The following is a 22,527-nucleotide window of genomic DNA, read 5'->3' as shown; positions in this document are numbered from 1 at the left end:
GAAAGAGCACATCGCCCATGCAAGCCCCCGACGATTTCGACCCGCCGACAGGACAGGCCGAGCAATTGCAACCCGGCCTCAGACGCATCGTGGCTCCAAACCCGTCACCGATGACGTATCGCGGGACCAATACTTATCTGCTGGGCTCAGGCGACATCGCGGTTATCGATCCCGGCCCCCTCAGCGAACCGCATCTCGACGCCATTCTTGGCGCGCTGAACCCTGGGCAGAAGATCAGCCACATCTTTGTCACCCACAGCCATCTGGACCATTCTCCCCTCGCCGCCCCTCTGTCCGCCCGCACCGGTGCGCCGATTCTGGCTTTTGGCGGCCCCGAGGCCGGGCGCAGCAACGTAATGCGCGAACTTGCGGAAAACGGTCTTGTTGGAGGTGGTGAAGGAATAGACGGGGATTTTCGCCCGCATGTCGAACTGGCAGACGGCGAAACCGTTGACGGCGACGGCTGGCAGGTCGAGGTTATTCATACGCCGGGCCATCTGGGAAACCACATCGCGCTCGCCTGGGGTGATGTGTGCTTTACAGCGGATCACGTGATGGGCTGGGCCAGTTCTCTGGTGTCTCCGCCGGACGGGGATCTGACCGATTTCATGGTCGCCTGTGAACGTCTTCGTGCCCGTGATTGGTCTGTCTTTCATGCGGGACATGGTGCACCCATTGCCGATCCCGCCGCCCGGCTGGACTGGCTGATCAGCCACCGAAGAAGCCGTGAAGCCCAGATACTGCAGACGCTCAGCCACAACCCCGGCACCGCCCGTGAGCTTGCCGCACGAATTTACACCGACACGCCAGAAACACTTCTGCCCGCAGCCGAGCGGAATGTTTTTGCGCATCTTGTTGATCTTTGGGGAAAATCGCGCGTCCGTCCGACAGGAAAATTGTCGACCGACGCTTGTTTTCACAGGGTAGAATAAGTCAAAAAGAATTTTCGTTCTTCCGGTCGTTCTGCTCTGGACGGCGAAATCCGAGGTTGCTATACGGCCCTCAGTTCCGGCGTAGCTCAGCGGTAGAGCAGTTGACTGTTAATCAATTGGTCGTAGGTTCGATCCCTACCGCCGGAGCCAAATCTCCTCAAAGTTTCTGCCTCCTGTTTAAAGAACTTGCACTTCTTAAGAAGAATGTACGTCCTTGATGCTCATTCATTGCCAAGACTCCGGCGGCAACGAACAGGCAACGCCGCCATTCAGACAACAATCACCTGCTATCATTTTTTTGATAGCGCAAAACGGTAGTCAATGGATTCGAGACCAATCGATCATGGACGGCCTCAGAGCTGAAGATTGCAGCAACTTTCTGGAATAATCGGAATTAAGGATACCGATCGTTTACTGCGGCCTGTGAGGAGGGCTGCCTTGCGGACAAAACCACCTTTTGCCGCATCGTAGAGCTGAATTTGCAATCAAAGATCTGATGCCCGCATCAAGCGGAAGCTCATCGGGGCTAGAAACAGACCGATCCCTAGGGTCATGAGCCTTCAATCGAGAGGGGCTCCCAACCGCCATGAGTGTTTCTCTACCGCCTGGTCGGCTGATCCTGACGCACTTTGGCATACAGATCTCATTTTGTGACTCCCACAAAATGTGTAGCATTGACGTTATGGTTTGGTGCAATCCGGGATATTCTAATGTTCAAGTCACTTGTCTGTTCGGCAGTGTTCCTCTTGGGACTAGTTTCGACCGCATCCGCCCAAGACAGGCCCAATATCGTCTATTTTCTTGTCGACAACCTCGGCTATGGCGAGCTTGGTGCATATGGCGGCGGTATACTTCGCGGCGCCCATACTGAGCACCTGGATGCGCTTGCCGAAGAAGGCATGCAACTTATGAACTTTGCGCCAGAGACGCAGTGCACGCCATCGCGCTCCGCGCTTATGACCGGGCGGTACTCAATACGATCAGGCAATCAGACCGTGGCTCTGGCCGGAAGCGAAGGCGGGCTTGTCACTTGGGAACGTACGCTTGCGGAACTCCTATCAGACATTGGGTACGCAACCTCGATCGTTGGCAAATGGCACATTGGCGCCTCGGAGGGGCGCTGGCCAACCGATCAGGGTTTCGATGAATGGATTGGGATTGCGCACAGCTACGACGAAGCCTTTTGGGCCGATGATCCATGGCATAACCCTGAAAGAGACCCCGTGGCCTATGTCATGGAGTCCACACGAGGAGAGGCACCCCGGAACATTGAGGAGCTCACCGTTCCTGTAAAACTCAGCCTCGACCGAGAGTATCTTGATCGTTCGAAAGACTTTATTGATCGCAGCCTTGCCGCTGAAAAACCGTTCTTTCTTTATTTCAACCACACTCTGATGCACATGCCGGTTGCCCCGCGACCGGAATTCAAAGGCAAAACCGGTCATGGTGACTGGGCGGACAGCCTGGCCCAGCTTGATGCGGATTTTGCCGAGCTGATGGCATTTCTCGATGACAGGGGGCTGCGGGACAACACCATAGTGGTCTTCTCCGGAGACAATGGCCCGGAGGAACTGGAGCCTGATCGCGGCCATCCCGGATTCTGGAACGGCACATACTTCACTGGCATGGAAGGATCGCTCAGGACGCCGGCAATGATCCATTATCCCGGCGTCGTTCCCGAGGGCCTGAAATCGAACGAGATAGTTCACATCACCGATATGTTTACAACCCTTGCGCTATGGGCCGGCGCAGAAGTGCCTCAGGATCGTATCATCGACGGGGTGGATCAACGCGCATTCTTCGAAGGTTCCTCTGAATTCTCGGCCCGCGACGGCTTCCCCTACTGGATGGGTGACCGGATGTACGGCGTAAAATGGCGCAACTTCAAAGTCGTCCTCGTTCTACAGCGAACCTTCACGGATCCGGCGCTTGAACTGGCCACGCCGCATATCATCAACCTCGACGTCGACCCGCAGGAGCGCGAACCCTTCAATTATCCATACCTGCATTCATGGGTCGTTGCACATGCCGCCCGCATTGCCACCGAATTCAACAAAAGCCTGGATCGGGAAGAGCCGATACCGGTCGAAGCGCCATTAGATTTCGTTCCGTCGTCAAGGAGAGAATAGTCCAGAAGAACCGTCGCCAGATTGCGCTCTGGTGGCCAACTCGTTTTGGCCGGTTGTGTTTCACGTACCGTTCAGTTGGCACCTAAACCACTGTAGAAAAGTGTGTTTTCATGATTTGACCGGCCTATTTTCCGGGGCAGCTTTGCGGAACGCACAAGGCGCAAGGATTGTTCAGCAGGATATGTGATCGTTGGGCATTTGACCCTCTGGGCGGGCTGGCCAAAAAGACTGCAGAATACTCAGAGCAATCTGAATTCTGAAGGGCGGTAGAATACAAAGTTTGAATGCCGTCTTTGGGCTTAACGAGGCCGTTGGCCGCGCCGTCAAGGAAAGTCCGCCTTGAGTCGCAGCCGTATCAAATCAGAAGATCTTGTACTTCACCCTTCAAAAAAACGTATTTGCATCTGGACCTCCGCTTTGCCTGTTGATACACGCAGCTCAGTTCCGGCGTAGCTCAGCGGTAGAGCAGTTGACTGTTAATCAATTGGTCGTAGGTTCGATCCCTACCGCCGGAGCCAAATTTCCAGAAAACCAAGAGCTTAACCGGTCAGCGCATTCGCGTGATCTGAACGCAAAATGCGTTTCATCACCTTACCGGTTGCACTCAGTGGAAGGGCGTCGACAAAGACGACCCTGTCCGGGATTTGCCACGAGGCGATTTTCCCATCAAAGAACGACAATATCTCGTCCGGCGCCGGATCCTGCCCCTCGGCGCGGACCGCCACCAGCAGTGGGCGCTCGCCCCATTTGGCGTGTGGTACGCCGACGACGGCGGCCGTGGCCAGTTGAGGATGCGCAACGGCAATGTTCTCCAGTTCTACCGAACTGATCCATTCGCCACCCGACTTGATGATGTCCTTGGACCGGTCGCGGATCGTCATGTATCCGTCCGCGTCCAGCGTGGCGACGTCTCCGGTCACAAACCAGCCATCCTGCAATAGGTCCTCGTCCTGCATCCGGAAATAGCTGTCCAGCACCCAATGCCCGCGCACCAACAGGTCGCCTTGCGTCTGTCCGTCGTGCGGCAGATCGTTGCCTGCGTCATCCACGATTTTCAGCTCGACCCCAAACGGCGGGCGACCTTGATTTTCGCGCAGTCTGTGCTGTTCTTCAAGCGGAAGGTCACGGTGTTTTGCCAAAGCAACATTCGCGGTGCCCAGGGGGCTCATCTCGCTCATGCCCCAGGCGTGCACAGTGTCGACCCCATAGGATTCCCTGAACGTTTCGATCATTGATGGCGGGCATGCGGCACCACCGATCACCGTACGGTTCAGACTGGCCAGTTTGCTGCCGGACTGTTCGGCATATGCCAGCAAACCCTGCCAGATCGTCGGCACACCCATGGCCAGCGTAACGCCATATTTGTCGATCAGCTTGACCAGCGCTTCCCCGTGCAGATCAGGGCCAGGCAGAACCATGCGTGATCCGGACATGGCACAGGCATAGGGCGACCCCCAGGCATTGACGTGAAACATCGGAACCACCGGCAGGACCACATCAACCGCCGAAAACCCGATGACATCCGTAGCGTTCGACGCAAAGCTGTGCAGCACCGTCGAACGATGGGAATACAGAACCCCCTTTGGGTTCCCGGTTGTTCCGGACGTGTAGCACAGGCCCGCAGCGGTATTTTCATCAAAGCTGGGCCAATCAAAGTCCGCCTTGCCGGTTTCCAGTAGCTCGTCATAGAACTGCAATCCTGGGATCTGCGACAGGGCATCCTGATTTCTCGGTCCCATCAGTACGTAGTGCTGTACTTCGGTCAGTTTGTCGCGCAGCGCCGCGACCAAGGGGATGAAGGTCGCGTCAAAGAACAGGACCCGATCCTTTGCGTGGTTGATGATGTATGTAAGCTGTTCGGGAAACAGGCGCGGGTTCACAGTATGGCAGACATACCCGGCCCCCGAGGTTGCGTAGTAGATTTCCAGATGGCGGCGGTTGTTCCATGCAAGCGTACCAATCCGGTCCTGCGACTGCAGGCCCAGTTGCGTAAGTGCGGACGCAAGCCGACGCGCATTTCGTGAAATCTCGGACCAGTTGGTCTGTGTGATGGTTCCGTCGGTTTCTACCGAATGAATCTCGGTCTGTCCGTGATAGCGTTCCGCATGATCAATCAGCGACGAAATCAGCAATGGCTGCGTCATCATCTGTCCCAGCATGGGCATCCTCCCTTTGGCTGCGCCGCAAGAGGCCCGCGGCGCTGATCCCTGATCATCAATCTGCACCGGACCAAGTCTCGGCGGTCTGATCAGAGCGTCTCCCCCGACAAATCCTGCCAATCATTTAATTGTCTGACAATAAAAGATTGTACAAAACCGCGCTAAGGGCGCCGGTGTTATTAGGGAATTCAGGCTCTGTGACGCAGGGCGTAGTCTACCAAGGCAGCGGTCGAACCGTCCTTTTCCGCAGCCTTTTCGTCGCCGTCGATGATCGGTCCCAGAGATGTGGCAAGCTCTTTGCCAAGCTCAACGCCCCATTGGTCGAACGAGTTGATGCCCAGCAAAATGCCCTCCACGAAAACCCGATGTTCATAGAGTGCAATGATCTGGCCCAGCACAAACGGGGTCAGCTTTGGATAGATCAGCGTCGAGGATGGACGGTTTCCCGGAAACACGCGGTGACGCGCCTGCCGCTCCAGCTCATCGCCCTTCAAACCCTTGTCTGCCATCCGCGACCGCGCTTCGTCCAGCGAACGCCCGCGCATCAGCGCTTCGGATTGGGCCAGACAATTGGCCAGCAAAAGGCGGTGGTGATGCGCCAGTTCGGGTTCGTGTCCTTCCGCGGCCACCATGAACTCGCACGGTATGATATCGGTGCCCTGGTGGATCAGCTGGTAAAAGGCGTGCTGTCCGTTTGTTCCCGGCTCTCCCCAGACAACCGGGCCAGACGGCACGGTCAACGGGCTGCCATCCATGGCGACCGACTTGCCGTTCGATTCCATTTCAAGCTGTTGGAAATAAGCCGGAAGACGCAGCAAACGCTGATCATAGGGCAGAACGGCGCGGCTGGGATAGCCCAGTACCTGACGGTGCCAGACACCGACAAGCGCCAGCATCACCGGCATATTCTCGGACCACTCAGCGGACCGGAAATGCAGGTCCATTGCCTGACCGCCGCGCAGGAACGCGTCAAAGGCGTTGGACCCGACGGCGATCATCACCGGCAGGCCAACTGGCCCCCAGACGGAATAGCGCCCGCCGACCCAGTCGGCGAAACCAAATACGCGGTCTTCCGGGATGCCAAAGGCCTGCGTCTTGTCAAGCGCGCTTGACACGGCGGCAAATTGACGTGCCGGGTCACCGCCGCCGTCCAGCATCCAGGCGCGCGCTGTCCGGGCATTGGTCATTGTTTCGATGGTCGTGAACGTCTTGGAGGCGACTATGACCAGCGTTCGCGTGGGATCCAGCTGGCGCAAAGTATCCGCAATATGCGCACCATCCACGTTCGAGACATAGTGCAGCCTTGGACCGTCATGGTATGGCGAAAGCGCATGGGTGGCCATGACGGGCCCCAGGTCGGATCCGCCGATCCCGATATTCACTACATCCGTAAAGCTACCGCCTGCCCCAACGATCGAGCCTCCGCGTACTTCTTCCGCAAAAACGCGCATCCGCTGCAATGTGTCCAGAACCTCTGGCATCACATCCTGACCATCGACCTCAACCGGCCCGCCATCCAGATTTCGCAGCGCGGTGTGAAGGACCGCACGCCCTTCGGTCTGATTTATTTTTTCTCCGCCGAACATGGCGGTACGCTTGTCGGCCAGACCCGCAGAATCGCAAAGCCCGGTCAAGGCATCACGGATTTCGGAGTTGATCAGGGTTTTGGAGTAGTCGAACAGCAGATCTCCGGCAGATGCCGAAAACTGGTGCGCCCGGTCAGCGTCGCTGTCGAACAGGTCCAGAATGCTGTGATCCTTCGCAGATGTTGCCAGCGATTTGAGAGTGTCCAACTGCATTGCCATCACTCCGCCCAGTGAACCGTCAAACCGCTCAGAACCGCGGCGATCGGCGCTTCTTCCGGCGGCAGTGACATTGCGCGTTCCAGCGCCTCGCGCTTGGATGCGCCATAGATGACCAGATGTTTGGACAGCGCCCCATCCAGTACCGGCGCGGTCAGGGTGATGCGCGCTTCGGGCTGAACTTCGGTGCGAGCCACCGCCAGCGTAGGTGCGTGGCTGCTCAGGGCTGCTTCAAGCCCGTCCATCCCGGGAAACAACGATGCCGTGTGCATGTCTTCGCCCATGCCCAGCACCAGAACCGACAGAGGCAGAACCGGGGCAATCAGGCTTTCAATCTCTGGTAAAATCTCTTCGGGCGCCTTGCCGGAAACATAAAGCGGAAGATATTGCGCGACCGAGGCCCGGCTGGTCAGCAAACGCTCGCGAATAAGCCGTTCGTTCGAGCGGTCGTGGTCGCCCGGAACGCAGCGTTCATCCGTCGGCAGGACACATACCCGGTCCCACTCAAGATCGGCGGCGCAAAGCCCATCGAAGATCGGCCCCGGTGTCGTGCCCCCCGGAACAGCCAAAGACACCACGTCATGGTGCAGCAAGGCCGCCTCAAGATCCCCGGCCAACGCGTTTGCCACATCGATGGCCAGCATGTCGCGGTCTGCATATTCCTGAATATTCATGGCTTTATCCCTTGCCAGTGGCGACCATCTCTTTTCATCAGCTGCTCGGCGTCGCCCGGACCGGTGCTGCCTGTATCATAGGGTTTCGGCACGTCACCCCGCGCCTGCCACCCGGCAATGATCGGGTCGGTCCAGGCCCACGCGGCCTCGACCTCGTCCCCGCGCATGAACAGGGTCTGGTTGCCCCGGATCACGTCCATGACAAGCCGTTCATAAGCGTCCGGCGGGTCCTGATTTTCGGGGCCCAGAGCAACGGCAAAGCTCATGTCCAGCGGCACGTCGATCAGACGCATCCCCCCTTGTCCCGGTTCCTTGATCGTGACCTTGAGCGTGATGCCCTCATTTGGCTGCAGCCGGATGGATAGCGCATTGGCATGCCGCCCGGATTCCTCACCAAAGATCGAGTGCGGCGCATCCTTGAACTGCACATTGATCACCGAGGACCGCGCCACCAGCCTCTTGCCCGTGCGCATATAGAACGGGGTCCCCGCCCACCGCCAATTGCTGATATGGGCCCGCAAGGCCACGTAGCTTTCCGTGGTCGAACGCGGGTTGCCCACAATGTCACGATAGCCGGGCATGCCGCCGCCTGCCGCAAATTGACCGCGCACGATGTGGTGCGGCTCAACCGGGTCCAGTGCGCGAATGACTTTCAGCTTTTCATCCCGCACCGCGTCCGGGTCGAACTTGGCCGGCGGTTCCATCGCGATCAGGCACAGAAGCTGCATCAGATGGTTCTGCATCATATCACGCATTGCACCCGCGCGGTCGTAATACTCCTCGCGGCCGTTTATGCCGACGGTCTCGGCAACGGTGATCTGGATGTGATCGACATACTGGCTGTTCCACAACGGTTCGAACAGCATGTTCCCGAAGCGGACAGCCATCAGGTTCTGAACCGTTTCCTTGCCCAGGTAGTGATCAATCCGATAGATCTGCCCCTCTTCGAAATGCGCCGCCAAAGTCGCATTCAGGACCCGCGCACTGTCCAGATCATGCCCAAAGGGTTTTTCAACCACGATCCGCGTTTGCGATGTCGCCAGATCGTTGGATTTGATCCGCTCCGCCAACGGTCCAAACAACCTTGGACCAACCGAAAAGTAAAATGCGCGGATGCGGTCGGTTGTCAGTTTTTCCGCCAGCCGATCCCATCCCACTGTCGACAGGCCGTCCAGAGCGACATAATCGACACGTTGAAGGAAGCTTTCCAGCGCTGCTTCGTCCTGACAATGCCGGGACGCGTGCTGACGCAGAGATTCGGCCACGATATCGCGGAACCCCTGACGGTCATGATCCCCTCGTGCCGCGCCGATGATCTGAACATCGTCGGGCCATTGCCTTGCACAGAACCTCCGGAACAACGCAGGAAGAATCTTGCGCTTTGCCAGATCGCCGGTTGCGCCGAAAATGACCAGATCGAACGGGTCCACAGGTATGACACGAGAAACCATGGGTTTTCCTTACCTTGCCCCTGACGGCATGTCCAATGTTAGCGCAATCAATTTTCAATTCTCGCAGGTCATCAAAACTCTGTCAGGACCGCCGCGTCATACTTAACTCTGCTGTCCCGAAAGGTTAAGTCATTCTGACGACTGCAAGGAACCGGATACGGGAATGAAAGACAACGCTGCCCAAATCGCCAATGCTGGAAAATTTCAGGACAAACTGATGACAGCAGACGGTCAGATTCGCGCCTCGGTAAGGCTGAGCAATCCCGAAACGCTTTGGTTCAACACCGGAACCCTATGCAATATCGAATGCGTGAACTGTTATATTGCCAGCAGTCCAACCAACGATGCTCTGGTCTATATCACGGCGGCGGAGGTGACTGATTTTCTGAAGCAAATCAAATCCAGAAACTGGCCGGTCCGCGAAATTGGATTCACTGGGGGCGAGCCGTTCATGAACCCCGAGATGATCGACATGACCCGGGCCGCCTTGGACCACGGGTTTGAGGTCCTGATCCTGACCAACGCCATGAAACCGATGATGCGCCGCAAGATGCGCGAGGGCCTTTTAGGTCTGCAACGTGACTTTGGCGACAAGCTGACATTGCGGGTCTCGGTCGATCACTTCCTGCCCGAACTGCACGACAAGGAACGCGGCACAGGAAGCTTTGGAAAAACCCAGACCGGGATGGAATGGCTGCGCGACAACGGGATCAAAATGGCGGTTGCCGGTCGTACGGTCTGGGGGGATACCGACACAGAAAGCCGCGCCGGCTATGCGGCGTTTTTTGCAGAGCATGGCTTTGACATCGACGCGCACGACCCTGGTCAAACTGTCCTGTTTCCCGAGATGGACGAAACCGCCGAAGTACCTGAAATCACGACCGCTTGTTGGGGCATACTGGACAAATCTCCCGACAGCGTCATGTGCGCCTCGTCCCGCATGGTGGTCAAACGCAAAGGCGCGGATCGTCCGGCGGTTCTGGCCTGCACCTTGCTACCCTATGAGGCTGAGTTCGAGATGGGGCCGACACTTGCAGACGCTGAGGCGGACGTGCACCTGAACCACCCACATTGCGCCAAATTCTGCGTCCTGGGCGGCGCAAGCTGTTCCGCTTGAACCTCAGTTCAGTTCCGGGGATTTCCAGTATTTGGTTCCTGACGCCCCGGCAGAGACGCGCCAGCCCTTTTTGCTGAGCACAAAGAACGAGCGCCCCTCGGTGAACCGGACCGTCTCGCTTTTGCTGTCATCGCCGTACATGGCACCGGATTCAGCCGTCGCGTCGTATCCGTAGGCGATAAAGTGTTCCAGATCTGCGGGGGTCTCGAACAGGATGACGAACTTGGTTTCAAAACCGCCAATGCCGATAGCTGCACCAACCCCACCTGTTCCCATGTTCATGTAAGTGTGCTGACCTGTTTCTTTTGATACCGCCACACCTCGCCCATATCCTGCGGAAACAGGAAAAACCGTGACTTTTCGGGAATCAAACACCGCATAGCCTGCACTGATTTCATAAAGAAACGCCGCATCCGGGTTTTCCGCCAGCAACTGGGTCAGTACCGTTTCCGCCATAGCATCCAGCTTGGCGCGTGTTTCTTCCGGGGTGGCTTCGTTAGACACCAGATCGGCAGTTGAATTGAGCGTTTCATCAACCGCGCCTGCGCCCTTCTTGAGTGTCCCGCCGACGGCTTCGGCTCCCTGACCGATGGCGTCCGCCGTGCTTTCAGCACCCTTTTTTATCTTGTCCAAAACTCCTTCGGACGATGCCGGCCCGCAAAACGTCAAACAGGCGGCAACCGCAATCATTACTCTCTGCATCAGGCTAATCCGTGTGTGATCCGAAGTCTGAAGCGCACCTTAGCCGATACAACAGAAAATGACACAGGCAACATCAACAGCTGCCATTCAGGTCCGTTTTCAGTTCACCCGAAATTCACCCACCATGTTACGCCATTCACCCGGTGCGATCATTTTGCGGTGCGTGAACCGGACGGAATGAAGCGGTCCTTCGATTTCACGCTGCCAAAAGTCGATGAAATCAAACAGCTTCGGGTGATCCGGCGCAAGATCGTAATCCTGCCAGATGAACGTGTTCAGGACATGAATGTAGTCGGGCATGTGATAGAAGAATTCCGCTGTTGTCAGCCCGTACCCCTTTAACATCAGCTCCGTTTCACTTCGCTCCATGCAGACCTCCGATTTCTGTCAAGGTCTCTTCAGCATAGCACGCAAACCGCCTAATCCTTACTTAACAATATGTTACTCTGATGTTACCGAGGTTATTCTTGCGCGATTACGCAGGTTGCTTGCACCTTATGTGCCGGGTCTGATAAGGTGCATCCACAAGATATAGACTCCGCACAAAGAACGGGCAGTTTACGTGAGCGATACGCCAGAAACCCCTGAAAACATGGATGAAACCCCACCGGCACGCCCCGCTTATGACGGCCCGACGGTGTCCATCGAATCCGAGATGCGCACGTCGTACCTCGATTATGCGATGTCCGTAATCGTCAGCCGCGCAATCCCCGATCTGCGCGACGGGCTGAAACCGGTCCACCGGCGTATCCTCTATGCGATGCACGAGACCGGGAACACGCACGATAAGGCCTATCGCAAATCGGCTCGCCCCGTTGGCGATGTGATGGGTAAATACCACCCGCACGGTGACAGCGCGATCTATGACGCGCTGGTGCGGATGGCGCAGGATTTCTCAATGTCGCTGCCGCTTCTGGATGGTCAGGGCAACTTTGGATCGATGGACGGCGATAACCCGGCGGCCATGCGGTACACCGAAGTCCGAATGGACAAACCTGCTGCGTCGCTGCTGGCCGATATCGAAAAAGAGACGGTCGATTTTCAGGACAACTACGACGGCAAGGACAAGGAACCGACTGTCCTGCCCGCGCGCTTCCCGAACATGCTGGTCAACGGTGCCGGCGGTATTGCCGTTGGTATGGCGACCAACATCCCGCCACATAATCTGGGCGAAGTGGTCGATGCCACGCTGGCGCTGATCGACGATCCGGACCTGACCTCCGAGCAACTTATCGAATACGTCCCCGGTCCCGATTTCCCGACCGGCGGCGTGATGCTGGGCCGCTCCGGTGCGCGCAAAGCCTATCTGGAAGGCCGCGGCAGCGTCATCATACGCGCCAAGACCCGCGTCGAGGAGATCCGCAAAGACCGTTACGCCATTGTCGTGGACGAGATTCCCTATCAGGTGAACAAAGCTGCGATGATCGAAAAGATCGCCGAAGCCGTGCGTGAGAAACGCATAGAAGGTGTTGCCCATGTACAGGACGAGTCCGACCGCAACGGTGTACGCGTGGTGGTCGAGCTGAAGCGCGATGCAACGCCCGAAGTGGTTCTGAACCAGCTTTACCGGTTCTCGCCGATGCAAACCTCGTTCGGCTGCAACATGCTGGCGCTGAACGGTGGCCGCCCCGAGCAGTTGACCCTGCGCCGCTTCCTGACCTCGTTCATCGACTTCCGCGAAGATGTTGTCGCCCGCCGCACGGCATACGACCTGCGCAAGGCCCGCGAACGCAGCCATATCCTGTGTGGTCTGGCAGTGGCCGTTTCGAACGTGGACGAGGTGGTCGCCACGATCCGCTCATCCGCCGACGCCGCCGAGGCGCGCGAGAAGCTGATGACCCGCCGCTGGCCCGCTGCCGAAATCGAGGGCTACCTGCGCCTGATCGACGACCCTCTGTCAAGAATGAACGACGACGGCACCTATAACCTGACCGAAGTTCAGGCCCGTGCCATCCTCGAACTGCGCTTGCAGCGTCTGACTCAACTGGGCGTCAAAGAGGTCACGGACGAGCTGGAGCAACTGGCCGCCAAGATCAAGGAATACCTGGATATTCTGTCCTCGCGCGAGCGCATCATGGGCATCATCGGCGATGAGTTGCGCGAAGTGCGTGACCAGTTCGCCGTTCCACGCCGTACCGAGATCGTCGACTGGTCCGGCGACATGGAAGACGAAGACCTGATCGAGCGTGAAGACATGGTCGTGACCGTCACTTCGGGCGGGTACATCAAACGCACGCCGCTGGCCGATTTCCGCGCCCAGAAACGCGGCGGCAAGGGTCTTTCGGGTATGCAGACCAAGGAAGAGGACGTGGTTACCACCCTCTTCGTGGCGAATACCCACACGCAGCTGCTGTTCTTCACCACCGACGGGATGGTCTACAAGCTCAAGACCTGGCGTTTGCCGCAGTCCGGGCGCACCGGCAAGGGCAAGGCTATCGTCAACATCCTGCCGATCCCGACCGGCATCTCCATCGCGGCTATCATGCCGGTGGATGTCCCAGATGAAGAATGGGAAAACCTGCAGATCGTATTCGCCACCAGCGCCGGGGATGTACGCCGCAATGCGCTGAGCGATTTCACCAACGTCAAGCGCAACGGTAAAATTGCGATGGACCTGCCGGAAGGTGTGGAACTGGTGAATGCGCGCATCTGTTCGGAAGATGACGACGTGATGCTTGTCACCAATTCCGGCCGCGCGATCCGGTTCCAGACCACGGCTGTCCGGGTTTTCAAGGGCCGCAAGTCGACGGGTGTACGCGGCATCAAGCTGACCAACGGCGACCGGGTCGTTTCAATGTCGGTCATCCGCCATTTCGAGGCGACCTCGGACGAGCGTGCCGCTTACCTCAAAATGCGTCGCCTGATGGCCGGTGTGACCGATGAGGCCGAGGCCGACGAGGATGAAGGCAACGCCGACAGCGTTCTGCCTCAGGAGCGGTATGCCGAGATGTCGGCGGCCGAAAACCTGATCCTGACCATCACGACAGGCGGTTCGGGCAAGCTGAGCTCCAGCCATGATTACCCGGTTCGCGGGCGCGGTGGTATGGGCGTTGCGGCCATGGACAAAGCCATGCGCGGTGGCGAACTGGTGGCTTCGTTCCCGGTTGAAATCGACGATCAGATCATGCTGGCCACTTCCAAAGGCCAATCGATCCGGGTGCCGGTCGATGGCATTTCCTTCCGCTCGCGTTCGGCAGGTGGCGTGAAGGTGTTCAACACCGGGAAAGGCGAAGAAGTCGTCAGCGTTGCCTGGATTGCCGATCAGGGCGACGAAGAGACTGAAGAGTAAATTCTGCCGGGCCGCGCGATCATTCTCTGCGCGGCCCGACAGCAAAAAGCGTTTCTGTCTCGGTATCTTCCGACTAGAGTGACGCCATGTTCATCCTGATCGCCTGCCTGCTGCTTGTCTCCGGTTTCCTCGGCTATCGCTACTGGTCCAAAAGGCAAACGCGGAACTCTCTGCTGGCGTCTCCTTTGTCCGATTACGAGCGTGCCGTGATCGCCGATCAGGTTCCCATGATCAGACGGCTCCCGGCACGGTTTCGGACCAAGCTGGAGGGCAAGGTCAACCTGTTTCTCGATCAGGTCGAGTTTTATGGCTGTGACGGCCTGGACGTGACCGAGGAAATGCAGCTTTCGATCGCGACGCAGGCCTGTCTGCTCGTGGTGAACAGTGATCTTTGGTATGACAATCTAACCACGATCCTGATTTATCCCAGCGCTTTCAAATCCCGTCAGAGCCGACGCAGCGGTTACGTCGTGACCGAAAAAGAAATCGTCCGCACCGGTGAAAGCTGGGACCGCGGGCCGGTTATCCTATCCTGGGCGCATAGCCGTCGGGGCGCGATGGATGACCGTGACGGGCAGAATGTCGTATTGCACGAATTCGCCCACCAGATCGACGACCTGTCAGGCGGCACAAACGGCGTACCAGTCCTGAGCGAAGGTCAGAGCTTTGCCGAGTGGGAACGCGTTTTCCTTACCGCTTTTGACGCCCATGTTCACGCGGTCGAGGCCGGGCGTCGCACCGTTATCGACCCTTATGGCGCCACGGGGCACGAAGAATTCTTCGCAGTTTCAGTCGAGGTGTTTTTCGAACGGCCCCAAGCTCTGAAACACGAGGTGCCGGATGTATACGAACAGTTGTCCAAACTGTTCCGTCTGGACCCGGTGACGTGGGGTTGAACTGCGGCCAGGCTGCGAAACCCCGGGCGCAGTTCTTTCATCACAATCCGTAAATCGATCCGAACTTTTCTTCCAGATAGGTCAACAGCGGCTCTGGACCCGGCTCCGAACCACTGGCGCGGGCGATGATTTCCCGCGGCGCATACAGCCCGCCATGCCGCTGCACATTCTCGCGCAGCCATCCTGTAGCTCCTGAAGTGTCGCCCTTGGCAAGCTGCGCATCCAAACCCGGAACTGCGGCGCGTAAGGCCTGATGCAGACAGCCTGCATACACATTGCCCAGCGAATAGGTCGGGAAGTACCCAAACAGCCCGATCGACCAGTGCACGTCCTGCAAACATCCATTCGAGGGCTTGTCGACCGCGTAACCGAAATCGGCCTTGAACCGGTCGTTCCAGGCAGCCTCCAAGTCACTCACCTGCAGATCACCTGCCATCAGGGCTCGTTCCAGATCAAAACGCAGCATGATGTGCAGATTGTACTGCACCTCATCCGCTTCGGTCCGGATGTACCCGTTGTGGACGCGGTTGACGGTTGCATAAAACGCATCCGCATCGGGGATTCCAAAATCGCCGAAAACCTCGACCATCTGACCGAACAGCCAGCCCGTGAAGGCGCGCGAGCGGCCCAGCTGGTTCTCGTATATCCGGCTTTGGCTCTCATGCACGCCCATGGACACACCGCTGCCCAGCGGGGTCAGCAGATAGGCACTGTCAATGCCCTGTTCATACGCGGCGTGGCCAACCTCGTGAATCGTTGAGTAGAAACAATTGAACGGGTCGGTCTCGCTGGTCCGCGTGGTAATCCGCACATCCAGACCAGAGCCCGAGCTGAACGGATGCACCGCCTTGTCCACGCGTCCGTTGTTTAGGTCATAGCCGAAGGCTACAGCCAGCTGTTGCGACAGTTTCATCTGCGACGCTTCATCAAACCTTCCGCTCAGCGCAGCCGGTTCCGGTCGGTCCAGAACCGCAGCACGCAGGGCAACCAGCCGCGGGCGCATCTCATCAAAGATGGCGGCGATCTGGGCACCCGTCGTATAGGGCTCATAATCCTCGACCATAGCGTCATAAATGTCGCCGCCCTGCGCCAGGGCCTCACCCTCCTGACGTTTCAGCGAGACGACCTCCGCCAGAACCGGAAGAAAGGCCGATACATCTTCATCCGCACGAGCCTGCGCCCATTTCCCCTGGGCCGCGGATGTCACGCGGGCAATTGCCGTCGCCAGATCAGCCGGCACCTTGACCGCCCGTTCATAAGCACGGCGAATTTCGCGCAACTGGGCCTTACCGATCTCGTCCTGCGGCGCGGCCTGATCCAGCCAATCGGCCACCCGCGGGTCGGACCGGCGGGCATGCAGAACCGCCTCGATCGCCGCCATTTCCTCGGCCCGTTGAGGGGCAGCCCCACGCGGCATGACTGTTTCCTGATCCCAACCCAGACGCCCGGCAATCTGTCCCAGGGCTGAGGTTTCGCGCTGAAAAGCCATCAGGTCATTGAATGCAGTCATGTAAGGTCACGCTCCGCGTAGTGAAGTTGCGATGGGATAGGCCGTCAGGAAACGCGCGCGTAGGATCAGCGTCCAAACCACAACGGCCATGAACTGATGGAAAATGGCAATCTGCCATGGCGCCCCGTAGACCACGGTCAGGATTCCCACGACGACTTGCAGTGACAAGGCGGCAAAGGCCGCGTTGAATGCAAATCGGGTCTGGAGATGCGCGCTGGTTCCGCCACGACGCCAAACAACAACCGCAAACGCGAACAGAAGATAACCGGCGCAGCGATGGATGAACTGCACCAGCCCTGGGCTTTCGAAGAAGTTCCGCCAGATCGGTTCCAACATTGTTGCGTCAGGCGGCAAAAGCTGCCCGCCGATCAACGGCCAGTCGGTATAGGATCGACCGGCGTCGATCCCCGCAACCAAGGCGCCAATGAGTATTTGCAAAAAGGCGAAATGCATCAGGCCGGTTGAGAGAGAAAACAGCTTTGCCTCTTTCGCGCGGCGGGCCTGCATCAGGTCTCGCTCTTCCCGGCCCAGCAGAAGGATGTACCAGGCGAGGAACCCTAAAATCACGAAGGCCAGCCCCAGGTGTATTGCCAGCCGATAGCTGGCGACGGCCGTCATCCCTTCGCCCTGGGTCACGCCCGAGGCGACCATCCACCAGCCAACTGCACCCTGAACGCCACCCAATGCGCCGGGGATCAGCAATCGTCCGGTCCAGCCGGTCGGTATCTTGCGCGTCACCAAGAAGCCCAGGAACCCGAGCGCCCAGACCAAACCGATCACACGGCCCAACTGCCGATGACCCCATTCCCACCAGTAGATCGACTTGAAATCATCGAGTTCCATCCACTGGTTCTGAATGCGCCATTGATCGATCTGCTTGTATTTGTCGAACTCGGCTTGCCAGTCTGCCTCGGACATCGGCGGAATGGCTCCGGTAACAGGGCGCCATTCGGTGATCGACAATCCGCTGTCGGTCAGCCGCGTCAGCCCGCCTACGGCGATCATGATCACGACCAGGGCAAACAGGCTCATCAGCCAGACACGAATGGCCCCGCGCGCACCGCCCCGGCCCCGGTCGATCATCCCCGGCTGCACCGCCTTTTGTTTTTCGGTGTCCGAGACTTCTTCGAAGATGCTGCGCTTGCCGCTCATGCCGTCCTCATGTCTTTGATTTTCACGCAAGCTAGGGCTACCGGAGTGTAAGGTCCAGCCTCAGCCCTTTTCCTTCCAGCGGACCATCTGCCGCATGACACCGTGCAACATCTGCACATCTGCCCGTGTCATGTTCATCCGCGACCACAGATTGCGCAGGTTCACCTTCATCCCATCGGCCTTCTCAGGCGGATAAAAGAAACCCGCGGTCTCAAGCCGGTCTTCGAAATGTTCGGCCAGTTTCTCAACCTCGATCCCTGTCGCCCAGTCGCCCTTGCCCAGATCGGTGGTCTCGTGCACCACGTCTCCTTTCTGGCGCATCCACTCGTAAGCGGTCAGCAGCACGCACTGACCGAGGTTCAGCGAGGCGTACTCAGGGTTCACAGGAACCGAAATGATGACGTTTGCCTTCGCAATATCCTCATTCTCAAGCCCTGCGCGTTCCGGTCCGAACAGAACCGCAACCTTTTGACCGGCCGCAACTTTTTCGGCGGCCAGTTGCATGGCGCGCTCGGGGCTGTAAACCGGTTTGGTCAACCCGCGCTGACGGGCCGTGGTGGCAAAGACAAAGGTGCTGTCCTCAAGCGCTCCGGCCAGGTCGTCGAACAGCTGCGCCTCATCCAGCAGCCGCCCCGCGCCGCTGGACATGGCCACTGCCTTGGGGTTGGGCCAGCCGTCCCGGGGAGCCACGATACGCATCCGATCCAGACCGAAATTCCACATCGCGCGCGCGGCTGCGCCGATGTTTTCACCCATCTGCGGGCGCACAAGCACGAATGAGGGCTGGGATTTGTCGCTGGGCATGGCTTACTCCGAAAGTTCCGCCCGCTCTAATACCCTGTCACCGACGAGGCAAGCCAATCACCTTGTTCTGCTCTCAAATACCCGCTCGGCAGGCATAAAAGTTTGCTTCCCCCGCTCAATCCGCTAAACCCCGCCAAAGACAGAAATCCGAAGGACGCGCCAATGGACACCCCCGAGCAGCCGCAGATCTACCTGATCACACCGCCGGCCATCGAACTGAGCCGATTCCCTGAAAAACTGGCGCGCGTTCTGGACAGCACAGAAATCGCGTGCATCCGCTTGGCGCTGGCGGGCAATGACGAAGATGCAATCGCACGCGCGGCCGATGCCTGCCGTGAAGTGGCCCATGCGCGGGACGTGGCGCTGGTGATTTCAAACCACGTTCTGCTGGCGCAACGTTTGGGTCTGGACGGGGTGCATCTGGATGACGCCGCCCGTTCCGTGCGGTCCGCCCGTAAGGAACTGGGGGCAGATGCGATCGTCGGCAGCTTTTGCGGAGCTTCCAGCCATGACGGCATGACCGCCGGTGAAGCCGGGGCGGACTATGTCGCCTTCGGGCCGGTTGGAACAGACAAGCTTGGCGACGGCACGCGCGCCGAACAAGATCTGTTTCAGTGGTGGTCCGAGATGATCGAAGTCCCGGTAGTGGCCGAAGGCGGTCTGACGGCTGAGCTGATTGGCAGTCTGGCCCCATGCACCGACTTTTTTGGGATCGGCGACGAAATCTGGGCGGGTGATGATCCTGTCGCAGCGCTGACCACTTTGTTGGCGCCACTTTCCTAGAAAGGCAGGAAGGGCCGAACAAAGGTAAATGCCCCGAAGCCGGCAATCACGAGGGATAGCAGAACCGAAATCCGAAGCCTGAGCCGGATCGATCTGCGGGAAATCGCCAGTGCCAATGCAAACACCACGGCTGCGGCCAAGACCGGCACGGTCAACGCACCCAGACCAAAGCCCAGAACCGCCGGTGCCAGCCGATCCGGCGGAACTCCGATCGACGTCAAAGCGAAGGCCTGGCTCAAACCGATCAGACCACCCACCAGAGCAACGGTCAGCAAACGCAGAAAGCCCGGTCGCCGGACTGTAACGTTCCACACACCCAGCACCACGGTTGCTGCGGGCATGAGATACGGCAACCATGCTGAGGGCATCGTGGCAAGCTGTAGCGTGCCCAATCCCAGACCAATCGATGTGGCCAGCGCGAAAGCAGAAAGCTGCCACAAGGCCGCCGACACCCAAAGGGCGTGCAGCACCAGCAGCAACGCAATCAGGATAACCGGCAGCCCCACTGTCGTGGCATACACGATTCCGTTGGAGAAATAGGCCTTCAGGGTTTGACCCGGGTCCAGACCGGCCCCACCCCGCAGCGGAATCAGAGGGCTTGCCTCGCCCGCCACAAGGTACCCGGTATAAGGCGCATCCACCCCCTGCTGCCTAAGGACCATCGGCCCGTGACCTTCCGGCCAGGTCAGCTGCAGGCTGGACGCGCCGGGCGGTAAAGCCCCGGCCAGCAGAACCCGTGAAATCCTTGGCACCTCAGGGTCTCCGGCCACAGGAACGCGGGAACCTTCGTAGGACAGCGTGACGGGTCCACCTGCCAACACGTTCATGGTCGGCGACCAGCCTTTAATGAACTGCTTTATGTGCGGCTCAAGTTCCGAAGACGCCAAGCGGCGAAGTCTTCTGTACTCACCTGAAACGGGCGACGGATCCGCCGAAGGGTTAATCCCGGCGACGAATGCCTCGGCATTCATGCTGATTTCCAGAAACAATGTGCCCTGATTGATCCGAAAATCCACCACTGTCGGTTTCGCCGTCTGAGCTGATGCGTTGCCGACTGCAATCCAGAAAACCAAAGGAACAACAAGAAGAAGAAGTACAGGGCGGGTTTTGAATAACGCTCTGACAATGCGGCTCATTTGCTGCAATCCAACATGAACATGAATACCGACAACATATCCTTCGATTGTTCTGCCGATAACGCGCGATGGCAAGCCAAAACGGCAGGCCGTGGCAGGAATTCCCGTTGGCGTTAACGTTCTGACTTGCACGGATCACGGGGCTGCGGCATGACAACGGCATGACTCAGACCAGTGAAATTTTGTGTATCGGGTCCGTCCTGTGGGACGTGATCGGACGATCCGCCAGCGTCATGCGTCAGGGCTCGGACGTTCCGGGGCGGATTACCCGACTGCCTGGTGGCGTGGCGATGAACATCGCAATGACGCTGGTCCGCTTTGGTATGACCCCAACCTTGTTGACCGCCGTTGGCCGTGATCCCGAAGGTGACGAGCTTGTGCACGCCTGTGCCCGCCTTGGGATGGTGACAGACCATATTTACCGCTCGCAGGATTTGCCGACAGACCGGTACATGGCGGTCGAAGGTGCAAACGGTCTGATTGCCGCAATCGCGGATGCCCACTCTCTCGAAGCCGCCGGGGCCAAGATCCTGCGCCCCCTGATGCACGGTCCATTGGGGTACGAGAATACGCCGTTTGAAGGTCCGGTTGCGCTGGACGGGAACCTGACGCAAGACCTGCTGGAGGAGATCGCGCAAAGTCCGGCGTTCTCTCGCGCCGATCTGCGCGTTGCCCCGGCCTCACCCGGCAAGGCCGAGCGCCTTCTGCCTTTCCTCAAACACGCCCGCGCGACGCTTTACGTCAACCTCGAAGAGGCCGGTCTGCTGTGTCAGCGCGAGTTCGAGGATTCCGAAAGCGCTACCCAGGGCCTGCTGGATCGGGGCGCGCTACGGGTTTTGGTAACGGATGGCGGCAACTCGGCCACTGTCGGCTCGGCCGATGGCATCCAGACCCAGAAACCCCCATCCGTATTGGTCACGCGCGTGACCGGCGCGGGTGATACTTTCATGGCGGCCCATATTGCCGCTGAAGCAAATGGCGCAGATAGCGACGCGGCCCTGACCCGCGCTCTGCACGCCGCCGCAACTTATGTCTCCGGAGAAACCCCACTGTGATCGACATCCAATACTCAGCCGAGGTCCGCACCGCAAAGGATGCAGGCCAGCCCATCGTTGCGCTTGAAAGCACAATCATCACCCACGGAATGCCCTACCCGCAGAACATCGAGGTCGCCGCGCAGGTCGAACAAGATATTCGCGACGCAGGGGCGGTTCCCGCCACCATGGCTGTGATCAGGGGCAAGCTGCATGTCGGGCTTGAACCTGACCAGTTGCAGGATCTGGGCAAGGCGCAGGGCGTCGCCAAAATCTCGCGCGCCGACATGGCCGCCTGTATCTCGACCGGCGGCACCGGTGCGACAACCGTTGCTGCGACGATGATCGCCGCTCATTACGCGGGGATCGAGGTTTTTGCCACCGGCGGCATCGGTGGCGTGCATCAGGGGGCCGAAACCTCGTTCGATATTTCCGCTGACCTGCATGAGCTTGCCCAGACGCCGGTGACGGTCGTGGCCGCGGGCGCCAAGGCCATTCTGGATCTGGCCAAAACGCTCGAGGTTCTGGAAACACTGGGCGTTCCGGTGATTGCCCATGGTCAGGATGAATTCCCAGCCTTCTGGTCAGCCAAATCACCCTATGCCGCGCCATTGCGCATGGACAGCCCGGAAGAGATCGCAAAGGCCCACTCAACCCGCCGCGCCCTTGGCCTGCCCGGCGGACAACTGGTTGCAAACCCAATCCCCGAGACCGACCAGATCCCGGCCGACGAACTGGCACCGATCATCGCATCAGCCCAATCCGACGCCAAGACACACCGGATCACAGGAAAAGGCGTCACCCCTTATCTTCTGCAGCGTATATTCGAGCAGACCAAGGGCCGATCCCTGACGGCCAATATCGCGCTTGTTCGCAACAACGCCCGCCTTGCCGCCGGCATCGCAAAGGCTTTGACCCGCAACACCGCCTGACACCGTCCCTATTGCACCATCACGC

18 protein-coding genes and 2 tRNA genes are annotated in these 22,527 nt (G+C 58.7%); 10 read left to right on the top strand and 10 right to left on the bottom strand.

Annotated features, from left to right (window positions below):
* The first annotated feature begins 17 nt into the window (after positions 1-17).
* The 4 genes from ACR1XU_RS02700 to ACR1XU_RS02685 all read left to right on the top strand — a co-directional run bounded on the left by ACR1XU_RS02700 (position 18) and on the right by ACR1XU_RS02685 (position 3,579).
* Complete coding sequence (locus ACR1XU_RS02700; protein ID WP_480905503.1) at positions 18-932, top strand: MBL fold metallo-hydrolase; 915 nt, start codon at positions 18-20, stop codon at positions 930-932.
* Positions 933-1,007: 75 nt separating this feature from the next.
* Positions 1,008-1,082, top strand: a tRNA-Asn gene (locus ACR1XU_RS02695).
* Between the two features lie 560 nt (positions 1,083-1,642).
* A complete protein-coding gene (locus ACR1XU_RS02690; RefSeq protein ID WP_480905500.1) occupies positions 1,643-3,061 on the top strand; it encodes a sulfatase-like hydrolase/transferase in 1,419 nt (472 codons plus the stop codon).
* Between the two features lie 443 nt (positions 3,062-3,504).
* Positions 3,505-3,579: transfer RNA gene (locus ACR1XU_RS02685), tRNA-Asn, on the top strand.
* Between the two features lie 21 nt (positions 3,580-3,600).
* Here ACR1XU_RS02685 and ACR1XU_RS02680 read toward each other — a convergent pair.
* From ACR1XU_RS02680 to zwf, 4 genes are all read right to left on the bottom strand, one after another.
* Complete coding sequence (locus ACR1XU_RS02680; RefSeq protein WP_480905496.1) at positions 3,601-5,220, bottom strand: long-chain-fatty-acid--CoA ligase; 1,620 nt, start codon at positions 5,218-5,220, stop codon at positions 3,601-3,603.
* Between the two features lie 188 nt (positions 5,221-5,408).
* Complete coding sequence (pgi, locus tag ACR1XU_RS02675; RefSeq protein ID WP_480905493.1) at positions 5,409-7,019, bottom strand: glucose-6-phosphate isomerase; 1,611 nt, start codon at positions 7,017-7,019, stop codon at positions 5,409-5,411.
* Positions 7,020-7,024: 5 nt separating this feature from the next.
* On the bottom strand, positions 7,025-7,696 hold the full coding sequence (gene pgl, locus ACR1XU_RS02670) for a 6-phosphogluconolactonase (protein WP_170805623.1): 672 nt from the start codon (positions 7,694-7,696) through the stop codon (positions 7,025-7,027).
* Positions 7,693-9,147: a glucose-6-phosphate dehydrogenase gene (gene zwf / locus ACR1XU_RS02665; protein ID WP_480905489.1), complete on the bottom strand. Its 1,455-nt coding sequence runs from the start codon at positions 9,145-9,147 to the stop codon at positions 7,693-7,695. Before zwf ends, pgl begins: the two co-directional genes overlap by 4 nt.
* A 163-nt stretch (positions 9,148-9,310) precedes the next feature.
* On the opposite strand from zwf, the gene ACR1XU_RS02660 reads away from it, so the two are divergent.
* Positions 9,311-10,264, top strand: coding sequence for a radical SAM protein (locus ACR1XU_RS02660; protein WP_480905486.1), 954 nt, complete (start codon positions 9,311-9,313; stop codon positions 10,262-10,264).
* A 3-nt stretch (positions 10,265-10,267) separates the two neighbouring features.
* Here the strand turns inward: ACR1XU_RS02660 and ACR1XU_RS02655 are convergent, their stop codons facing one another.
* Together ACR1XU_RS02655 and ACR1XU_RS02650 are read right to left on the bottom strand one after the other, a co-directional pair.
* Positions 10,268-10,966, bottom strand: a complete 699-nt coding sequence (locus ACR1XU_RS02655; RefSeq protein ID WP_170824508.1) for a hypothetical protein — start codon at positions 10,964-10,966, stop codon at positions 10,268-10,270.
* Positions 10,967-11,065: 99 nt separating this feature from the next.
* Positions 11,066-11,335, bottom strand: coding sequence for an usg protein (locus ACR1XU_RS02650; protein ID WP_170610835.1), 270 nt, complete (start codon positions 11,333-11,335; stop codon positions 11,066-11,068).
* Between the two features lie 193 nt (positions 11,336-11,528).
* Between ACR1XU_RS02650 and gyrA the strand changes: the two genes are divergently transcribed.
* Together gyrA and ACR1XU_RS02640 are read left to right on the top strand one after the other, a co-directional pair.
* Positions 11,529-14,255, top strand: coding sequence for a DNA gyrase subunit A (gene gyrA, locus ACR1XU_RS02645; protein WP_480522370.1), 2,727 nt, complete (start codon positions 11,529-11,531; stop codon positions 14,253-14,255).
* Between the two features lie 86 nt (positions 14,256-14,341).
* Positions 14,342-15,151 carry a M90 family metallopeptidase gene (locus tag ACR1XU_RS02640; RefSeq protein ID WP_480905482.1) on the top strand — a complete coding sequence of 270 codons (810 nt, stop codon included), beginning with the start codon at positions 14,342-14,344 and terminating at the stop codon, positions 15,149-15,151.
* Between the two features lie 40 nt (positions 15,152-15,191).
* Here ACR1XU_RS02640 and ACR1XU_RS02635 read toward each other — a convergent pair whose 3' ends face one another.
* The 3 genes from ACR1XU_RS02635 to ACR1XU_RS02625 are packed head-to-tail and all read right to left on the bottom strand — an operon-like array spanning position 15,192 to position 18,617.
* The gene (locus ACR1XU_RS02635; RefSeq protein WP_480905480.1) at positions 15,192-16,661 is read right to left on the bottom strand and encodes a carboxypeptidase M32; all 1,470 of its coding nucleotides are present in this window, start codon (positions 16,659-16,661) and stop codon (positions 15,192-15,194) included.
* A gap of 6 nt (positions 16,662-16,667) precedes the next feature.
* The gene (gene ctaA / locus ACR1XU_RS02630; protein WP_480905478.1) at positions 16,668-17,813 is read right to left on the bottom strand and encodes a heme A synthase; all 1,146 of its coding nucleotides are present in this window, start codon (positions 17,811-17,813) and stop codon (positions 16,668-16,670) included.
* A 60-nt stretch (positions 17,814-17,873) separates the two neighbouring features.
* Complete coding sequence (locus ACR1XU_RS02625; protein WP_480905475.1) at positions 17,874-18,617, bottom strand: RNA methyltransferase; 744 nt, start codon at positions 18,615-18,617, stop codon at positions 17,874-17,876.
* A gap of 162 nt (positions 18,618-18,779) precedes the next feature.
* Between ACR1XU_RS02625 and ACR1XU_RS02620 the strand changes: the two genes are divergently transcribed.
* Complete coding sequence (locus ACR1XU_RS02620; protein WP_170610818.1) at positions 18,780-19,400, top strand: thiamine phosphate synthase; 621 nt, start codon at positions 18,780-18,782, stop codon at positions 19,398-19,400.
* Here the strand turns inward: ACR1XU_RS02620 and ACR1XU_RS02615 are convergent.
* Complete coding sequence (locus ACR1XU_RS02615) at positions 19,397-20,536, bottom strand: HupE/UreJ family protein (RefSeq protein WP_480905472.1); 1,140 nt, start codon at positions 20,534-20,536, stop codon at positions 19,397-19,399. The genes ACR1XU_RS02620 and ACR1XU_RS02615 overlap by 4 nt on opposite strands.
* 161 nt (positions 20,537-20,697) lie before the next feature.
* Between ACR1XU_RS02615 and ACR1XU_RS02610 the strand changes: the two genes are divergently transcribed.
* Positions 20,698-21,591 carry a PfkB family carbohydrate kinase gene (locus ACR1XU_RS02610; RefSeq protein ID WP_480905469.1) on the top strand — a complete coding sequence of 298 codons (894 nt, stop codon included), beginning with the start codon at positions 20,698-20,700 and terminating at the stop codon, positions 21,589-21,591.
* The gene (locus ACR1XU_RS02605) at positions 21,588-22,502 is read left to right on the top strand and encodes a pseudouridine-5'-phosphate glycosidase (protein WP_480905466.1); all 915 of its coding nucleotides are present in this window, start codon (positions 21,588-21,590) and stop codon (positions 22,500-22,502) included. Before ACR1XU_RS02610 ends, ACR1XU_RS02605 begins: the two co-directional genes overlap by 4 nt.
* Positions 22,503-22,527 lie beyond the last annotated feature (25 nt).

The sequence above is a fragment of the Ruegeria sp. D1(2025) genome (genome assembly GCF_056536425.1).
This window is presented reverse-complemented; position numbering and strand designations above follow the sequence as displayed.